Source organism: Streptomyces musisoli (assembly GCF_016741855.1).
GTDB classification, from domain to species: domain Bacteria; phylum Actinomycetota; class Actinomycetes; order Streptomycetales; family Streptomycetaceae; genus Streptomyces; species Streptomyces musisoli.
The window spans coordinates 486,756-503,273 of record NZ_JAERRH010000002.1 but is presented as its reverse complement, the minus strand read 5'-3'; the positions used below and the strand labels follow the sequence as shown (position 1 = coordinate 503,273).

13 protein-coding genes are annotated in these 16,518 nt (G+C 73.5%); 5 read left to right on the top strand and 8 right to left on the bottom strand.

What is annotated here, in order from left to right; translation table 11 throughout:
• Positions 1–14 precede the first annotated feature (14 nt).
• The 3 genes from JK361_RS06010 (at position 15) to JK361_RS06000 (ending at position 2,730) form a co-directional block, all read left to right on the top strand.
• The gene (locus tag JK361_RS06010) at positions 15–791 is read left to right on the top strand and encodes a polysaccharide lyase family 7 protein (protein ID WP_201814599.1); all 777 of its coding nucleotides are present in this window, start codon (positions 15–17) and stop codon (positions 789–791) included.
• A 93-nt stretch (positions 792–884) separates the two neighbouring features.
• Positions 885–1,346 carry a hypothetical protein gene (locus tag JK361_RS06005; RefSeq protein ID WP_201814598.1) on the top strand — a complete coding sequence of 154 codons (462 nt, stop codon included), beginning with the start codon at positions 885–887 and terminating at the stop codon, positions 1,344–1,346.
• A gap of 397 nt (positions 1,347–1,743) precedes the next feature.
• Entirely contained in the window at positions 1,744–2,730 is a 987-nt protein-coding gene (locus JK361_RS06000; RefSeq protein ID WP_201814597.1) for an SMP-30/gluconolactonase/LRE family protein, read from the top strand.
• A 373-nt stretch (positions 2,731–3,103) separates the two neighbouring features.
• Here JK361_RS06000 and JK361_RS05995 read toward each other — a convergent pair whose 3' ends face one another.
• From JK361_RS05995 to JK361_RS05960, 8 genes are all read right to left on the bottom strand, one after another.
• Positions 3,104–6,478, bottom strand: a complete 3,375-nt coding sequence (locus JK361_RS05995) for a pyruvate carboxylase (protein WP_201814596.1) — start codon at positions 6,476–6,478, stop codon at positions 3,104–3,106.
• Between the two features lie 173 nt (positions 6,479–6,651).
• Entirely contained in the window at positions 6,652–7,464 is an 813-nt protein-coding gene (locus JK361_RS05990) for a phytanoyl-CoA dioxygenase family protein (RefSeq protein WP_201814595.1), read from the bottom strand.
• Positions 7,465–7,468: 4 nt separating this feature from the next.
• Entirely contained in the window at positions 7,469–8,179 is a 711-nt protein-coding gene (locus JK361_RS05985; RefSeq protein WP_201814594.1) for a hypothetical protein, read from the bottom strand.
• Positions 8,176–9,063, bottom strand: a complete 888-nt coding sequence (locus tag JK361_RS05980) for an ATP-grasp domain-containing protein (protein WP_201814593.1) — start codon at positions 9,061–9,063, stop codon at positions 8,176–8,178. Before JK361_RS05980 ends, JK361_RS05985 begins: the two co-directional genes overlap by 4 nt.
• Positions 9,060–9,914, bottom strand: a complete 855-nt coding sequence (locus JK361_RS05975) for a hypothetical protein (protein ID WP_201814592.1) — start codon at positions 9,912–9,914, stop codon at positions 9,060–9,062. The genes JK361_RS05980 and JK361_RS05975 overlap by 4 nt, the downstream gene beginning before the upstream one ends.
• Positions 9,904–10,497, bottom strand: a complete 594-nt coding sequence (locus JK361_RS05970; protein WP_201814591.1) for a collagen-like domain-containing protein — start codon at positions 10,495–10,497, stop codon at positions 9,904–9,906. The genes JK361_RS05975 and JK361_RS05970 overlap by 11 nt, the downstream gene beginning before the upstream one ends.
• Complete coding sequence (locus JK361_RS05965; protein WP_201814590.1) at positions 10,494–11,414, bottom strand: LLM class flavin-dependent oxidoreductase; 921 nt, start codon at positions 11,412–11,414, stop codon at positions 10,494–10,496. Before JK361_RS05965 ends, JK361_RS05970 begins: the two co-directional genes overlap by 4 nt.
• 153 nt (positions 11,415–11,567) lie before the next feature.
• A complete protein-coding gene (locus JK361_RS05960) occupies positions 11,568–12,599 on the bottom strand; it encodes a hypothetical protein (RefSeq protein WP_236052509.1) in 1,032 nt (343 codons plus the stop codon).
• A gap of 769 nt (positions 12,600–13,368) precedes the next feature.
• On the opposite strand from JK361_RS05960, the gene JK361_RS05955 reads away from it, so the two are divergent.
• On the top strand, positions 13,369–14,358 hold the full coding sequence (locus tag JK361_RS05955) for an aldo/keto reductase (RefSeq protein WP_201814589.1): 990 nt from the start codon (positions 13,369–13,371) through the stop codon (positions 14,356–14,358).
• A gap of 834 nt (positions 14,359–15,192) precedes the next feature.
• On the top strand, positions 15,193–16,440 hold the full coding sequence (locus tag JK361_RS05950) for an MFS transporter (RefSeq protein WP_236052603.1): 1,248 nt from the start codon (positions 15,193–15,195) through the stop codon (positions 16,438–16,440).
• The last annotated feature ends 78 nt before the right edge of the window (positions 16,441–16,518 follow it).

Genomic DNA, 16,518 nt, shown 5'->3' with positions numbered 1-16,518 from the left:
GAAGGGACCCCCACATGACTCGATCACGGCTCCTCGCGGCGACGGCCACCGCGGGTCTCGCCCTCGCCCTGACCGCCCTCGGCACCGGTGGCGCCGACGCGGCCGACCCGCACGTCGCCCCGGGCGGCAACTTCGACCTGTCCGTCTGGCAGCTCCAGGAACCCGTCGGCTCCCCCGGCAGGCCGACCACCGTCCCGTCGTCCCGGCTCCAGGGCTCGAACGGCTACCAGGACGCGTACTTCTACACCGACACGCGCGACGGCGCGATGACCTTCTGGGCGCCCGAGAAGGGCGTGACCACGCCGAACTCGAACTACGCCCGCTCCGAGCTGCGCGAGATGAACCGCAACGGCTCGGCCGCCGACTGGCCGCTCACCGGCTCCCACCGCATGAGCGCGACCCTGCGCGTGGTGTCCGTGACCAAGAACGTCTGCGTCGGCCAGATCCACCTCGGCTCCGGCGGCTCCTCCACCAAACCGCTGGTCGAGCTGTACTACCACGCGAACGGGGACATAGTCCTCGGCACCGAGGACTCGCCGGCCGGCGGCCAGACGCAGCACCCCGTCGGGCACGTGTCCGTCGGCAGGACCTGGAGCTACACCATCGCCGTCTCCGGCGGGAACACCGTCGACCTGACGGTGAACGGCACCACGACGCACTACGCCATCCCGTCGTCCTTCAAGCCCTACAAGCAGTACTTCAAGGCCGGTTCCTACAACCAGTCCTCCTCGGACAGCACCACCAGGGGCGCCCGCGTGGCCTTCTACGGGCTGACCGTCTCCCACGGCTGACACGTGGCCCGACCTGCGCGACTGGTGCAAACAGCGGGACGGTCGTAGCGTCGGGTGAACGCGGTCGGACACGGCACTACGGTGGGAGCGGCCATGCGCGCAACAGTGGCGGGAACGGCAGTCACCCTCACGGCAGGGGCCCTGCTCACAGCGGCGATGACCACGGCCACGGCCAGTCCGCCTGCCACCGCCACGACGCCACCCGGGACCACCGCGTCACAGCCCGTCCTGGTCGACTGCCTGTGGCAGCGCACCGTGCGCCCGATCGACTTCGTCCTCGCCTGCGGCGACGGCAACAGCCGCCTCACCGGGCTCCACTGGGAGCAGTGGAGCCCGGACAAGGCGACCGCCGTGGGCGTGAACATGGTCAACGACTGCAAGCCGTACTGCGCGGCCGGCAAGTTCCACTCGTACCGGGTGACCGTGCGGCTCGAAGGCACGGAGCCCTGGAAGAAGCACCCCGGAGTCCAGCGCTACACCCGGATGAGCATCACCTACGCGGACGCCCGCCCGGACGGGTTCAAGCAGGTCATGACCTACCCGCTCTGGGGCTGACGCCCGAACCCGACGGCAGGCCCGCACGGCGGGTTCGACCGCGGGAGTCGACGGCAGCGCCGCACGGCGGCGTCCTACGGCAGGGTGTCGTGGCAGGCCCCGACGGCAGGCCCCCGGCGGTGTCCCACGGTGGAGCGCCATGGCAGGACGCGACCGCGGAGACCGATGTCGCGAAGAGACCTCGCCGCCGGATGCCGCTCCTCACTCGGCGCGCTCCCCGGCACGTGTAGCTGGTCGGCACGGGCCACCTCACTCCGCCGCGCCCCGGACGGCACGTGTAGCTGGTCCGCGCGGGCGATCCCGCGGCCCCGGCTCCCGCCACCGGCGGTCCGTCCCCCGTCATGTTGGTGTGACCCCGCACGCCGGCGTCTCGCACGTCGACCGAAGAGGAGGTCACATGCCCCGACTCCCCCGCCTGACCGGTGCCGCCTCAGCCGCCCTCGCGCTCGGCCTCGTCGCGGCCGCGCCCGCCGCGCCCGCCGCCGGCGATGGGCCGCTCGTCACCGACGCGCGTGTCATCGCCCACTTCGACCCGGCCGCCGGGCAGACACCCGAGAACATCGCGCTCGAACCCGACGGCTCCGCGGACCTCACCTTCGCCTTCGCCCGCACGGTCGCCCACGTCACCCTCGACGGGACCACCACGCGCCGCGCGGAACTGCCGGCGGTGGCGAACCCGGACACCCCCATGGTGCGCAGTGCCGTCGTGACCGGCATCGCCCGGGCCCACGACGGCACGCTGTACGTCAACTACGCCACCGGCACCGACGCGACCGGCATCTGGCGCATCTCCCCCGGCGCCGCACCGGTGCGGATCGCCCAGCTGCCGCCCGACGGCTTCCCCAACGGCCTGGCCCTCGACGAGCACCGGGGCGTGCTCTACGCCGCCGACTCGGTCCGCGGCACCGTCTGGCGCGTCCCGCAGGCGGGCGGCGCGGCCACGGCGTGGGCGACGGGCCCGGCGCTCGCTCCGCTCACGGCGCCGCCCGCCTCCGGTTACGGCGCCAACGGCGTCAAGGTCCACCGAAACGCCGTATGGGTGTCCAACAGCGACCGGGGAACGCTGCTGCGCATCCCCGTCGTACAGGACGGCTCCGCCGGACCCGTCGAGACGCGGGGCGACGGGCTCGACGGCATCGACGACTTCGCCTTTCCCGGGCACGGCAGGAGCGTGCTGGTCGCGCTGAAGCCCGGCAACAAGGTCGTGCTGCTCCGACCGGACGGCACGGTCACGACCCTGCTCACCGCGGAGGACGGCCTGTCGGAGCCGACCTCCGTGGCCGTCCGCGGCCGGACCGTCTACCTGCCGAGCGGCGCCTTCTCCGCCCGGCACGCCCCGAGCCTCCTCCTCGCGCACCTGCGCCACCTCATCGGCCGCGGGTAACGGGAGCGGGCGGCCGCACCGGCAGTCCGGACACCGCTCGTCGCCGGCCGGTCCTCCCGGCCGGCCGGCGACCAGCCCGGGCGTCACCCGCCCGACAAGAGCGGTCACCCGCCCGACACGGGCCCATGACACACACGCCACCAGGCAGCACCCGCCATCGGACGAGCACCGCCGCCCAGGCAGTCATCCCGTCGGGCAAACACCGCCGTCAGCCAGGCGCCACCATCAGACGGGACCGCCGTCAGCCAGGCGCCGCCATCAGACGAGACCGCCGTCAGGCAAGGCCCACCAGCGGACGGGACCGCCGTCAGCCAGGCCCCACCATCAGACGGGACCGCCATCAGGCAAGCCCCGCCGTCAGGCGGGCCTCACGTCAGGTCAGTTCCACCAGCAGGTCGCCGCCCTCCACCTGCTGGATGCGGTTGATGGCCAGCCGGGAGACGCGGCCCGCCTTCGGAGCCGTGATCGTGGCCTCCATCTTCATCGCCTCGATGGTGGCGATCGTGGCGCCGGCCGCCACCTCGTCGCCTTCGGTGACGGCCAGCGTCACCACACCGGCGAAGGGCGCCGCGACATGGCCCGGGTTGGCACGGTCGGCCTTCTCCGTCGCCGGGACGTCGGTGGCGGCGGCCCGGTCACGGACCTGAATGGGCCGCAGCTGGCCGTTGAGCGTGGACATCACGGTGCGCATACCGCGCTCGTCGGCCTCGCCGACCGCCTGGAGCTCGATCAGCAGCCGGACGCCGAGGTCCAGGTCGACGGCGTACTCCTTGCCCGGACGCAGGCCGTAGAAGAAGGCCTTGCTGTCGAGCACGCTGGTGTCGCCGAAGCTCTGCCGGTGCGTGTCGAACTCCCGCGTGGGGCCGGGGAACAGCAGCCGGTTGAGCGTGGCCCTGCGGTCCTTCTGAAGCCCGTCGCGGTCCTCCACGGACAGCTCGGGAGCGGGCTTGGGCTCGGTCCGGCCCTGAAGCGCCTTCGTGCGGAACGGCTCCGGCCAGCCGCCGGGCGGCGTGCCCAGCTCGCCGCGCAGGAAGCCGATCACCGAGTCGGGGATGTCGAACTTGTCGGGGGTCGCCTCGAAGGCGTCCGGGGAGACCCCGGCGCCGACCAGGTGCAGGGCGAGGTCACCGACCACCTTCGAGGACGGGGTGACCTTGACCAGGTGGCCGAGGATGCGGTCGGCGGCGGCGTACATCGCCTCGATGTCCTCGAAACGGTCGCCGAGGCCGAGGGCGACGGCCTGCGTGCGCAGGTTGGACAGCTGGCCGCCGGGGATCTCGTGGTGGTAGACCCGGCCGGTCGGCGAGGCGAGGCCCGCCTCGAACGGCGCGTAGATCTTCCGGACGCCCTCCCAGTACGGCTCCAGGTCGCCGACCGCCTGGAGGTCCAGGCCGGTGGGACGCTCGGAGTGGTCGGTGGCGGCGACCAGCGCCGACAGCGAGGGCTGCGAGGTCGTACCGGCCATGGAGGCCACCGCGCCGTCCACGGCGTCGGCACCCGCCTGGATCGCGGCCAGGTAGGTGGCCAGCTGGCCGCCCGCCGTGTCGTGCGTGTGCAGATGCACGGGCAGGTCGAACTCGCGGCGCAGGGCCGAGACCAGCTTGGCGGCGGCCGGGGCGCGCAGCAGACCGGCCATGTCCTTGATCGCGAGGACGTGGGCGCCGGCGTCCACGATCTGCTCGGCCAGGCGCAGGTAGTAGTCGAGGGTGTAGAGCCGCTCGGCGGGGTCGTTGAGGTCGGCGGTGTAGCAGAGCGCGACCTCGGCGATCGACGTGCCCGTCTCCCGCACGGCATCGATGGCGGGGCGCATCTGGCCGACGTCGTTGAGGGCGTCGAAGATGCGGAAGATGTCGATGCCTGTGGCTGCGGCCTCCTGCACGAAGGCGTCGGTCACCTCGGTCGGGTACGGCGTGTAGCCGACGGTGTTGCGGCCGCGCAGCAGCATCTGGAGGCAGATGTTCGGCACCGCCTCGCGCAGGGCGGCCAGCCGCTCCCAGGGGTCCTCGGCGAGGAAGCGCAGCGCCACGTCGTAGGTGGCGCCGCCCCAGCACTCCAGGGACAGCAGCTCGGGCATGGTGCGGGCGACGACCGGGGCGACGGCCAGCAGGTCCTTGGTGCGCACCCGGGTGGCGAGCAGGGACTGGTGGGCGTCGCGGAAGGTGGTGTCGGTGACGCCGATGGTCGGCGACTCGCGCAGGTGCCGGGCGAAGCCCTCGGGGCCGAGGTCGACCAGTCGCTGGCGGGAGCCGGCGGGCGGCTCGCCGGCCGGCAGCGACGGCAGCTTGGTGACCGGGTCGAGCAGGTCGGGCCGTTCGCCGTGCGGCTTGTTGACCGTCACGTCGGCGAGGAAGGTCAGCAGCTTGGTGCCGCGGTCGGCGGAGTGGCGGGCGGTGAGCAGGTGCGGGCGCTGCTCGATGAAGGAGGTGGTGACCCGGCCCGCCTGGAAGTCGGGGTCGTCCAGGACGGCCTGGAGGAACGGGATGTTGGTGGCCACACCACGGATGCGGAACTCGGCCACGGCACGCCGGGCACGGCCGACGGCCGCCTTGAAGTCCCTGCCACGGCAGGTGAGTTTGACCAGCATCGAGTCGAAGTGCGCGCTGATCTCGGTACCGGCGTGGGTGGTGCCGCCGTCCAGCCGGATTCCGGAGCCGCCCGGCGAGCGGTAGGCGCTGATCCGGCCGGTGTCCGGGCGGAAGCCGTTGGCCGGGTCCTCGGTGGTGATGCGGCACTGGAGGGCCGCGCCGCGCAGCGTGATGGTGTCCTGGGCGAGGCCGAGGTCGGCCAGGGTCTCGCCGGAGGCGATCCTGAGCTGGGCCTGGACCAGGTCGACGTCGGTGACCTCCTCGGTCACGGTGTGCTCGACCTGGATGCGCGGGTTCATCTCGATGAAGACGTGGTTGCCGTCGGGGTCGAGCAGGAACTCCACGGTGCCCGCGTTGCGGTAGCCGATCTCGCGGGCGAAACGCACGGCGTCGTCGCAGATCCGCGCGCGCACCTCGGGGTCGAGGTTGGGCGCGGGCGCCAGTTCGATGACCTTCTGGTGGCGGCGCTGGAGCGAGCAGTCGCGCTCGTAGAGGTGGATGACGTTGCCCTCGCCGTCGGCGAGGATCTGCACCTCGATGTGGCGCGGGTCGACGACGGCCTTCTCCAGGAAGACGGTCGGGTCGCCGAACGCGGCGTCGGCCTCGCGGGAGGCGGCCTCGATGGACTCGCGCAGCTGGGCCGGGTCCTCCACGCGGCGCATACCGCGACCGCCGCCGCCCGCGACCGCCTTGACGAAGACGGGGAAGCCGATCTCGTCGGCGGCGCGCACCAGTTCGTCCACGTCGGTGGAGGGCTGGGAGGAGCCGAGCACGGGCACGCCGGCCGCGCGGGCGGCGGCGACCGCGCGGGCCTTGTTGCCGGTCAGCTCCAGAGTGGCCGTGCTCGGGCCGACGAAGGTGATGCCCGCCTCCTCGCAGGCGCGGGCCAGCTCCGGGTTCTCGGACAGGAAGCCGTAACCCGGGTAGACGGCGTCGGCGCCGGCCCGGCGGGCGGCGGCCACGATCTCCTCGACGGAGAGGTAGGCCCGCACCGGGTGCCCCGGCTCCCCGATCTCGTACGCCTCGTCGGCCTTGAGCCGGTGCAGCGAATTGCGGTCCTCGTGCGGGAACACGGCGACGGTGCGCGCGCCGAGTTCGTAGCCCGCCCGGAACGCGCGGATCGCGATCTCGCCACGGTTGGCGACCAGCACCTTGCGGAACATTTCTGGATTCCCTTCAGCTGCCTGCCGGCGACGAACACCCTGGTGTCAGCCACGCCCTGCCGTACTGGCGGACACCCTAGGGGCTGCCCGCACGGGTCGATGTGCGAAAACCATCACACCGCAAGGGTGGCAGGCGCCACAGAGGCGCGCCGTTTCCCGCGGGCCGGACCGGGTCAGAAGCGGCAGCGAACAGGGTCGGTGAAGGACGGCGGGGGCGCGGCGAGGGCCGAGCGGATCGATTCCTCCAGGACGGAGTGGGCCGAGCCGTCGCCGCGGTCGAGGCGCAGGGGTGCGGTGAGGCCCGCCTCGGTGTTGCTGATGAACCGCGGCGGACCGGTGTGCTTGAAGCCGCGGGTGTGGAAGAGGAAGGGGTGGGCGAGGACGACGTCCCCGGCACTGCCGGTGAGTTCGGTGACGTTGCCCAGCGGTTCGGCCAGCACCAGGTCGAACAGCTCGCGGTGGCCCAGTCCTTCGGGGTGCCGGGCGAGGACGTGGGCGGTGCGGCGGTGGCTGCCGGCGGCGACCAGGGTGCCTCCGCCGGTGGGCGGGACGTCGGAGAAGAGACCGATCAGGAGCAGTCCCTGGTGGGGTGCGTGGAGCGTGTGCCGGAACCAGTTGCCGTCGACGTGCCAGCCCTCCGTGGGCACCGAGCCGGGCGGCCGGTCAGCGCCGTGGGCGAGGTTCACCGGCCAGAACCCCCAGTCCCGGTCGCCGCGCCAGCGGCCCGGACCCACCAGTTCCTCGACCGCGCGCGCGAGGACGTCGGGGAAGCAGGCGCGGACCTCGGGCAGGTCGAGCCGCTCCTGGATGTCGTACGCGGCGGGCCAGGTGCGCGGGTCGGCGCGGTCGATGCCGGCCTTGTCCCGCATGCGCCGCCACACGGCGTCGCGGACCGGGGCGGCGCGGCGCTCGTCGAAGGCGCCGCGCAGCACGCAGTAGCCGCGCTCGGTGAAGTCGTCCAGGTCGGCGGCGGTGAGAACGGACACGGCGTCACCAGTAGAGCAGCCAGTGGTCCGCGCACCGGACGCCGTGGCCCTGGAGGGTGAGGCGTTCGTCGCCCGCGCGCACGCTGCTGCTCGGGGCGACCTGGTGCAGGACGTGCCCGGAGTGGACGTACAGCCGGCCGGGCGTGTACGGGACGTACCGCTTGGTGTGGAAGCGTTGCAGGTCGGCGGCGGACTCCACCCAGCCGCGGGCGAGCGAGCGGCGGAAGTCCCGGTACGTCACCTCCCACAGGTTCAGTCCGCCGCCGGCCGCGGGCACCCGCAGGGGCAGGGTGAAGGAGAGCAGGCGGTCGGTGTCGGTGCCCGGTGGCCAGTCGAACGCCTGGTACTGGAGGTCGAAGTGCACGGGCGCCTGGGGCCGGGTGAAGATGGCGGCCTCCAGCCAGATGTGGAAGCCGGGCAGCGCGAGGTGGTCCGGGTAGTGGACGGGCGCGTCCAGGTGCTCGGTGAGCGTCTCGCCGATCAGGTCGTACAGGTCCTGGAAGTGTGCCAGGAGCAGGGAGCGGGCGGCCACGCCGTGGCGCTCGTAGTGGCCGCTCTCCGGCCGCTCGGCGACGTCCAGGTAGCTCGGGGTGCCGAGGGTGAGGAAGGCGGGTGGTTCGCCGCCGCGTGTGATCCAGTGCTCGCGCAGGGCGTACACGCGCGTCCGTACGTCCTCGGTGCCCTCGGCGGTCAGCAGGGGCAGCTCCGTGATCACGTGGTGCCTCCCGTCAGCAGGTCCGTCAGCGAGGCGGTGATGGCGCCGCCGGCCCGGCGGTCGTACCAGTCGTAGCCGGGCATCGGGTTGGCCTCCAGGCACCAGTAGGTGCCGTCCGTGTCGCGCTTGAAGTCCCAGCCGGCGAAGGCGAGCCCGAGTTCGCGGGTGCGGGCGGTGAGGTGCGCGGCGAGGACGGCGGGCAGTTCGTGGGGCCGGAATTCGACGTCCTGCGGGGGTGCCGTGCGGTAGTCGACGGCGGTGGACACGGCCTCCTCGGCGTGCACGGCGTCCCCGCAGACGTGCACGCGGACGTCGCTGCCGGCCACGTACCGCTGGAGGTGCACGGGGCCCTGGTGCGGTACGAAGGCGTCGAACTCCTCGGGGGCGACCAGTCTGCTGTCGGCGCGCACGCCGGACAGCGCCTTGACGATGGCCGGTCCGGTGGCGGCGAACGCGCGCAGCCGGCCGGGGTCCGAGCTGGTCAGGCTCTCCGGCACGGTGAAGCCGAGGCGGGCCAGGGTGACTTCGTGCAGCGGCTTGGAGCCGTTGTCCCCGGCCGCGCCGGGGCGGTTGACGACGGCACCGGGCACGGTGTCGAGCCAGGCGGTGAGTGAGGCCGTCAAGCCCCGCCAGCGGACCCGGCGGGCGAGGTCGTCCTCCAGGGCGGACAGGTCCGCGAGCCGGCAGTAGTAGCCGTCGCCCGGGCCGAGGTCGTGGCGCTGGTCGCCGGCCAGCAGCCAGCTGTCGCCGTCGTCGGGCAGTGCCAGGCGCCAGGCGCCGCCGGCCGCCAGCTCGCCGAGGTCGACGAGCGTCACGTCCGCGGCGGCCCGGGCGGTGAAGTGGGCGAGCGTGCCGTCCGTGGCGAGTCCGAGGGCGTAGATCACGGGAACAGCACCTCCAGGAGCCGGGGGCCGAGGCCGAGCCAGACCATGCGCAGTTGCTCCAGGGCGGGGAACGGCTCGGCGTGCACCAGGCGGGCGGTGGCCGTGCCGTCCGTCACCCGCCAGACCAGGGCGGCCAGGTCCAGGCCGAGGGCGGTCGCGGCGGCCACGCTGCGGCCTTCCAGGTCGAGGTGGTCGAGGTCGGCGGTGGTGCAGCGCCAGCCGCGGCCGCCGAGGACGACCACCGTCTCCGTGGCGGGGTCGGCGTCCGTCCAGCGGGCCCGGTAGGGGCCGTTTCCCGGGGGCCGCTCGGGCCAGCGGCCCGCGCGCAGGGTGCCGAGGTCCTCGACCCAGAACGCCTCGCCCTCCGGGTCGCCGGGGCGCGGGTAGGCGTGGGAGAACAGTTCGCCGTTGCCGTGCTCCCCGGCGCGCCGGCCGGTCACCGCGGCGGAGCGGGTGGTGCGTCCGGCCACCAGGGTGCCGGCCGGGCGGTTGACCACGGGGGCGGGGGTGAGCGCGGCCACCGCCCACAGCTGGGCGAAGCACTCGCCCAGCTGGAACTCCGCGTCGAAGCCGGTCCGGCGTTCGGGTGGGGCGGGCAGCAGGAGGACCAGCGGGACCGGCGGGTCGACGGTCGCCGTGCCCGCCCGGGTGGTGACGGTGAACAGCTGGGCCGCGTCGAAGACGTCGAGGACGGCGACGGAGCGGCCCTGCTCCGTGACGTAGGCGGCGAGTTCGACGGCGACGGGGTCCTGCGGGTCGGCTACGACGACCAGGTCGGCCGGGGCTTCGAAGGACGCCGCGGGCGGTGTCTCGGACCCGGTCGGCGGGGTCCCGGCGGTCTCAGATGACAAGGCCGCGCTCCCTGAGGAAGCGGCTCGCCCGGGAGGCGCGCAGGACGGACAGGACGTCGTCGGCACCGGGGTCGGCGGAATCGGACGTCACGCCGGGGTGGACGGGGCCGGAGGTCGCGCCGGGGTGGACGGGGCCGGAGGTCGCGCCGGGGTGGGCGGAGGCGGAGGTCGTGGCCGGCGCCGCCGCCGCGGGGCGTGCGGCACGCGGCACGGCGGACCCGGTGGGCGTCCAGGCGCCGTCGGTGACGTCCTTGGAGTCCTTGAAGTCCTTCCCGTCCTTGGTGTCCTTGCGGTCCTTGCCGTCCTTGCGGTCCTTGCGGTCCTTCAGATCCTTCAGGTCCTTGTAGTCCTTGAAGTCCTTGCGGTCCTTGTAGTCCTTGAACTCCTTGCCGTCCTTGAAGTCCTTGAAGCTCTTGGCCTGGGCGGCCGGCCCGTCCTCCGCCTCCGGCCCGGGAGCGGCCTGGTCCGGCGCGGCGTCGGGCTGCGCGACGGGAGTGGGCCGGCGCAGTCCGGAGAGCAGGTCCCGGCGGTGGGCCGCCTTGAGGAAGGGCATCACCCTCGCCTCATCGATCGTCCAGGTCATCGAAGGTGCTCCTCCTCGGTCGGGTCCGGCAGACTCCGGTAGCACCGCAGGGCGTCGGCCAGCGCGCGCTGCGCCGCCGCGTGATGGGGGTTCGGATTGCAGACGAGGTGGTCGACGCCGAGGTCGCGGTAGCCGGCGAAGGCCGCGGCGAGGTCGGCGGGGGTGCCGGTGAGGACGGGCCGCCGCGGGTCGGGTGGGTCCGCGCGGCCGCCGCGTACGACGTTCACACCGGCGGTGATCCGCAGGGTCGACGGATCGCGGCCGGCGGCGGCACAGGCCTGGCCCACCGCGCGCAGCGCCGGTTCGAAGCCGGACGGGGCCCCGAACCAGCAGGCGTTCCACAGATCGGCGTGCCGGGCGGTCGCCCGCAGCATGCGGGGGCCCGAGCCGCCGATGAGCAGGGGCGGGCCCGCGGGGCGGACCCCGCGGGGCCGGAGTTCACCGCCGTGGACCCAGGAGAAACGGCCGTCGAAATCCGCCTTTCCGGTGCGCAGCAGTGTCGCGATGACGTGCACGGCTTCCTCGAAGCGGGACACTCGGTCAGCGAAATCGATGCCGAACGCCTCGAATTCCGGCTGGTGCCAGCCGGCGCCCAGCCCGAGAATGAGCCGGCCATTGCTGATCGAGTCGAGCGTGGCCGCCATTTTTGCAAGGACGGCGGGATTCCGGAAGGCGGTGCACAGGACGAGCGTTCCGAGCTGAATTCGGGCGGTTGCCTCGGCGAGTGCGCTGAGCGTGGTCCAGCATTCCCATATTCCCTCGGCCGGCTCGCCGCCCTCGCGGAAGAGCAGGTGGTCGAAGCACCACAGGGAGTCGAAACCGGCCGCTTCCGCCTGCCGGGCAAGGGCTCTTATCTCTTCGTAGGAAGGCTGCTTTCCGGGGTATTCCGCCAAGGGCAGAGTGATGCCGACCTTCATGGACCCTCGCCCCCCGAGCCGTGAATGGGGTCACCGCAGGCAACGGCGTGAGCGTAGCAGCGGGGGTTCCGAGATCGCCATGCCCGGAGGTCGCCGTATTTCCGGGTCAGGATTCCCGTGGATTCCTGGGAAAGGTGATTCTGTCGAGCCGGACTAGCGTTCGAGGAAAGATGCCGAGAGCTTGGGCCGGCCATCTCCGGGACAGTCGGCGGCAGCCGGGACGTGGACGGGCGCGGGAGCCGGGGGTGCGGTGGCGGGACCCGTGTGCGCGGGGGCGGCCCCCGGCGGTTCGGGTACGGGACCCGTGTGCGCGGGGGTGGACGGCGGAGGTACGGGTGCGGGACCCGTGTGCGCGAGGGTGGACCGTGGAGGTACGGGGCTGAGGCCGGGGGATGCGGAGAGAAGACCCGGGAGCGCGGATATGGGGCCCGGGGGTGCGGGCCGGGGCCGTCGCCCGGACAGCAGGGAGCGTACGGCGGTGCGCCGCCGCTTCCCCCGGCCGTGCAGGAGCCCCAGGCCGATCGCGGTACCCACGGCGACCAGATGCTCGCGGCCGGCCAGGTTGGGTACGGCGAGGGACTCCCACACCATCGAGCCGCCGGTCAGCGTGAACACCACGGGCGCGCGCCGGATCACCGCGAGGTAGGTGAACAGGCCCACGACGGCCGCGGAGGGTCCGGTGTCGAGCACGTGCCCGACCTCGGGCGGCAGTCCGAACCCCCAACGGCCGGGCCCCGCCGCGATCATCAGGCGGGCGGTGAGGGTGCCGGCCAGGGTGGTGGCGTAGGCGATCGCCAGGGTGCGGGCCCGGCCGAGGGTCAGTTCCGCGAGGGCGAAGGCGAGGAACACCTGGGTGATGCCCGCCCACACCGGCAGATCGAGCGCCGGGACGTACAGCGACACGGGCGTGCGCAGCAGGGCCAGCCACAGCGGCAGGTCGCCCTGGACGCCGCCGAGCCGCCGCACCCACGTCTCTCCGGTGGGGTGCTGGGCGATGTCGTGGCAGAAGACGACGCCGGACGCGGCGACGAACGCCAGCAGCAGCCCCGACAGTCCGCGCCGCGCGAGCCGCCGCGCCGGGTCGACGACGATGGAGTGCCATTCGGCCCGCAGCGTGCGCCAGGTGAACCGGGCGAGCCGCGGGAGCGGCGGGCGAACCCGCCCGGTGTACCCGTCAGCGGTCATGCGACACGGCAGCCCATCGCCTTCGGCTCCTCGCCATGCATGTCTCCCCCTCGGCCTCGCTCCCGGCGGTCCGGGCGTGCGAGGCGTTCGTCCGCCATCCGTCGGTTTCGACCGCCGTCGCGGGAACGCACGGATCGCGACCCCGGTCAGGGACAGTTCAACGAGCCGGGCGGCGGGGGTCAACATCCGTTGCGCAGGCGCGCCGGTGTGGGAATACCCACAGCCGTGCGGCGCGGGAAATCCGGGGCCCGGAGGCAACCCGCACCCGCACGCCCGCGTCCGCCGGCCGCGGGGCTCCCCGGGAGCGGCGGTCCGGCGCACGGGCCCGGAACACCCTCGTCATCCCCTCCACCGTCAACGCAGCGGTATGCGTGACCTGTTACGGGTGGCGCCACGGATCCTTCCCTGATTCCCCGGGGCCCTGGCGGATTCCCCGGGGCCCTGGCGCGGCTGGTTCCAGGGTGCCGCCGCGGCTGGATCCGGGGGCCTGGCTCGGCTGGTTCCCGAGTTTCCGCCGCGGCTGGTTCCGGGTGCCTGGCTCCCGAGTTTCCGCCGCGGCTGGTTGCGGGGTTCCGCCCGGAGCGCGTCTTGACTTCGAGCGCGCTCCAGCTCGTAGCGTCGCGGACATCGCGGAAGGCGCCCGTGCCCGGCCTCCCCCACGGGATGCCGGGTGCCTGAATCCGTCGCTAGATGGAAGAAGGCCCTCGCGCCCGGGAGAACGACGAACGCCCGGGAGAACGAAGAACGAGTGTGCAGGAAAGGACCTCCCATGCAGAAGCGCAGCCTGCGGGACCTCCAGGTGTCGGCCATCGGCCTCGGATGCATGGGGATGTCCGCGTTCTACGGCTCCGCCGACCAGGACGAGGGCGTCGCGACCATCCGGCGCGCCCTCGATCTCGGCATCGACTTCCTCGACACCGCGCAGGTCTACGGCCCGCTCACCAACGAGTCGCTGGTCGGCGAGGCGATACGCGGTCACCGCGACGAGTACGTGATCGCCACGAAGTTCAACTACCGGATGGACGACGCCGTCCCCGGCGACATGAGCACGGTCGGCCGGCAGGACGGCTCGGCCGAGCATGTCCGCAGCTCGGTGCACGGTTCGCTGGAGCGTCTGGGCACCGACCGCATCGACCTGTACTACCAGCACCGGGTCGACCCGGACGTGCCCATCGAGGAGACGGTCGGCGCGCTGGGCGAGCTGGTCGCCGAGGGCAAGGTGCGCCACATCGGGCTGAGCGAGGCGAGCGCGGAGACCATCCGGCGCGCCCACGCCGTCCATCCGATCACCGCGGTGCAGAGCGAGTACTCGCTGTGGACGCGGGACGTGGAGGCCGAGGTGCTGCCCGCGTGCCGGGAGCTGGGCATCGGCTTCGTGCCGTACTCCCCGCTCGGCCGCGGTTTCCTCGCGGGCCGCTTCACCTCGCCCGACGAGCTGGACGAGAACGACTTCCGCCGCAACAACCCCCGCTTCACGGACGCCAACCTCCAGGCGAACCTGCGGCTGGCGGAGAAGGTGAAGGAGATCGCCGCCGAGAAGGACGTGACGCCGGCCCAGCTGGCCATCGCGTGGGTGCTGGCGCAGGGCGAGGACCTGGTGCCGATCCCCGGCACCAAGCGGCGCACCTACCTGGAGCAGAACGCCGGCGCGGTCGGCATCGAGCTGACCAAGGACGACCTGGCCCGCATCGACGCGGAGCTGCCCGAGGCGGCGGGTGAGCGGTACGACGAGGCGGGGATGCGGGCGGTGAATCGCTAGCGGCGGGATGGGGGCCGCCGCGGGATGGGGGTGCCGAGAGGGGTCGGCTGGCGTCTGCGGGGCCGTCGTGGCTTGGCGCGCAGTTCCCCGCGCCCCTTTCGGGGCGCTCCGGCCGGCCCCCTTCCGATAACGGCCGGTGGCTCCCGATACCGACCGCCACGGTCCGCGGCCGACCGCCGGTGCATCGTGGCTTGGCGCGCAGTTCCCCGCGCCCCTTTCGGGGCGCTCCAGCCGGCCCCCTTCCGATAACGGCCGGTGGCTCCCGATACCGACCGCCACGGTCCGCGGCCGACCGCCCGTGCGTCGTGGCTTGGCGCGCAGTTCCCCGCGCCCCTTTTGGGGCGCTCCGGCCGGCCCCCTTCTGACACCGGCCGGTGGCTCCCGATGCCGACCGCCGCGGTCCGCGGCCGACCGCGGGGGGCGCGTGGCTTGGGGCTCGGTTTCTCGGTGTCCGTTTTGCGGGGCTTGTCGGCGTGGTGTTGGTCACGTGTGGTGGCCCGTCGCGGGGCCGGGGGCGGACGGTCCGGGAGGGGCTGTGAGGAACCCCACGCGTAGGTCAACTGGCCTGCGAGCCAGGCGTTTTCGGGGCTTCGGGGGTGTGGCGGCGGAGGTCCGGGCGGCGGCCGGCCCGGACCGTCTGCCACGATGGTCTGCGCCCTGACCAGGCGGCCCGGCCGTGCAGCGCAGCCGGACCGACGGGATCCGCCGGTCACTCCCCTCCCGGTTGTCGAGTAGCCCTCCGTGCCCTCTTCCCCTTCCTCCACCCTGCCCGCGTCCGTGCCCACCCCCGCCCCGGCCTCACGTTCGCCGTGGCGGTCCCTGCGGCACCGGAGCATGCGCTGGTGGTCCGCCGCCAACTTCGTCTCCAACGCCGGTACCTGGATGCAGCTCACGGTGCAGAACCTGCTCGTGCTGCACATCACCGGCTCGGCGGCGGCGACCGGCCTGTCGATGTCCGTCCAGGCGGCGCCCGCGCTGTTCGTGAGCCTGCTCGGCGGCGCGGCCGTGGACCGCTGGCCCCGGAAGCTGACGGTCACCGTGAGCCAGGCCCTGCTCGGCGCGGTGGCCTTCACCACGGCGCTGCTCGTGGCGCTGGACCGGATCGACATGACGGCGCTCATGCTGCTCGCCGCCGTGACCGGCATCATCGCCACCGTCGACGGGCCCGCCTGCGCCCTGCTCGGCAACGATCTCGTACCCGTGGCGGACGTGCCGTCCGCGATCGGGGTGGGCGCCCTGGTGCACAGCGCGGGCCGGCTGGCCGGCACCGCCCTCGCCGGGATCACCGTCGGTTTCCTCGGCACCTCCGCCGCCTACGCGGCCAACGGGCTGTCGTTCGTGTTCGTGGCCGCGGTGGTGCCGTTCCTGCGCCCGGCCCCCGGGGCCGCCGTGGAGCCGGCACCCGAGCCCCGGCCGGTTCCGGCGCGCGCGGGGATGACCGTGCGGGAGGGCCTGTCCTTCTTCGTGCGCAGGCCCCGCCTGGTCGCCCTCGCGGGCATCACCGGGATCAGCTCCGTCTTCGGCCGCAACTACGGCCTGACCCTCGCCGTCCTCGTCACCGGGCCGCTGGCCGGCGGCGCCGGGGCGTTCGGCACGGTCTCCACGGTGCTGGCCGTCGGCGGCATCCTCGGCGCGGTCCTGGGCGCCCGCCTGCGCAAGCCTTCGGTGCGCACCGTCGGCCTGCTGGCGGCGGCCGGCGCCCTGCTCCAGGTGGTGGCGGGTCTGTCGCCGTCGCTGGCCGTGCTGCTGGTGCTGGTGCTGCCGATGGCGATCGTGGAGTCCGTCTCCGACACCGCCGGTACGGCCGTGCTGCAGACCGATCCGCCGCCGCATCTGCGCGGCCGGGTGCTCGGGGTGTGGTCCAGCATCGGCACGGTGTGGGGCCTCGGCGGGCCGCCCCTGCTGGGTCTGCTCATGGAGTGGGCCGGGGCGCGCGGCGCACTGGTCGCGGGCGGACTGCTCATCGCCGGGTCCATCGGCGCGGGCCTGCTGGTGCGCCGCCGCGGCGGACCGGTGGCGCTGACCCTGGCCCCCAAGGACGGCGACATGACCGGCCGCGAGGCCCTGGGCACGGCGGCCTGACGCACCCCGCCCGGCATCAGCCACGTCGACCGGGCACGGCCCTGGGTTCGGCGGCCCGATGGGCCCCCGGACCGGCGC

Bases quoted from the DNA above. Each gene is read 5' to 3' on its own strand.
- JK361_RS05995 (WP_201814596.1), bottom strand. From the start codon at position 6,478: ATGTTCCGCAAGGTGCTGGTCGCCAACCGTGGCGAGATCGCGATCCGC.
- JK361_RS06000 (WP_201814597.1), top strand. From the start codon at position 1,744: ATGCCCCGACTCCCCCGCCTGACCGGTGCCGCCTCAGCCGCCCTCGCG.
- JK361_RS06005 (WP_201814598.1), top strand. From the start codon at position 885: ATGCGCGCAACAGTGGCGGGAACGGCAGTCACCCTCACGGCAGGGGCC.
- JK361_RS05960 (WP_236052509.1), bottom strand. From the start codon at position 12,599: ATGACCGCTGACGGGTACACCGGGCGGGTTCGCCCGCCGCTCCCGCGG.
- JK361_RS05965 (WP_201814590.1), bottom strand. From the start codon at position 11,414: ATGAAGGTCGGCATCACTCTGCCCTTGGCGGAATACCCCGGAAAGCAG.
- JK361_RS05970 (WP_201814591.1), bottom strand. From the start codon at position 10,497: ATGACCTGGACGATCGATGAGGCGAGGGTGATGCCCTTCCTCAAGGCG.
- JK361_RS06010 (WP_201814599.1), top strand. From the start codon at position 15: ATGACTCGATCACGGCTCCTCGCGGCGACGGCCACCGCGGGTCTCGCC.
- JK361_RS05950 (WP_236052603.1), top strand. From the start codon at position 15,193: ATGCGCTGGTGGTCCGCCGCCAACTTCGTCTCCAACGCCGGTACCTGG.
- JK361_RS05955 (WP_201814589.1), top strand. From the start codon at position 13,369: ATGCAGAAGCGCAGCCTGCGGGACCTCCAGGTGTCGGCCATCGGCCTC.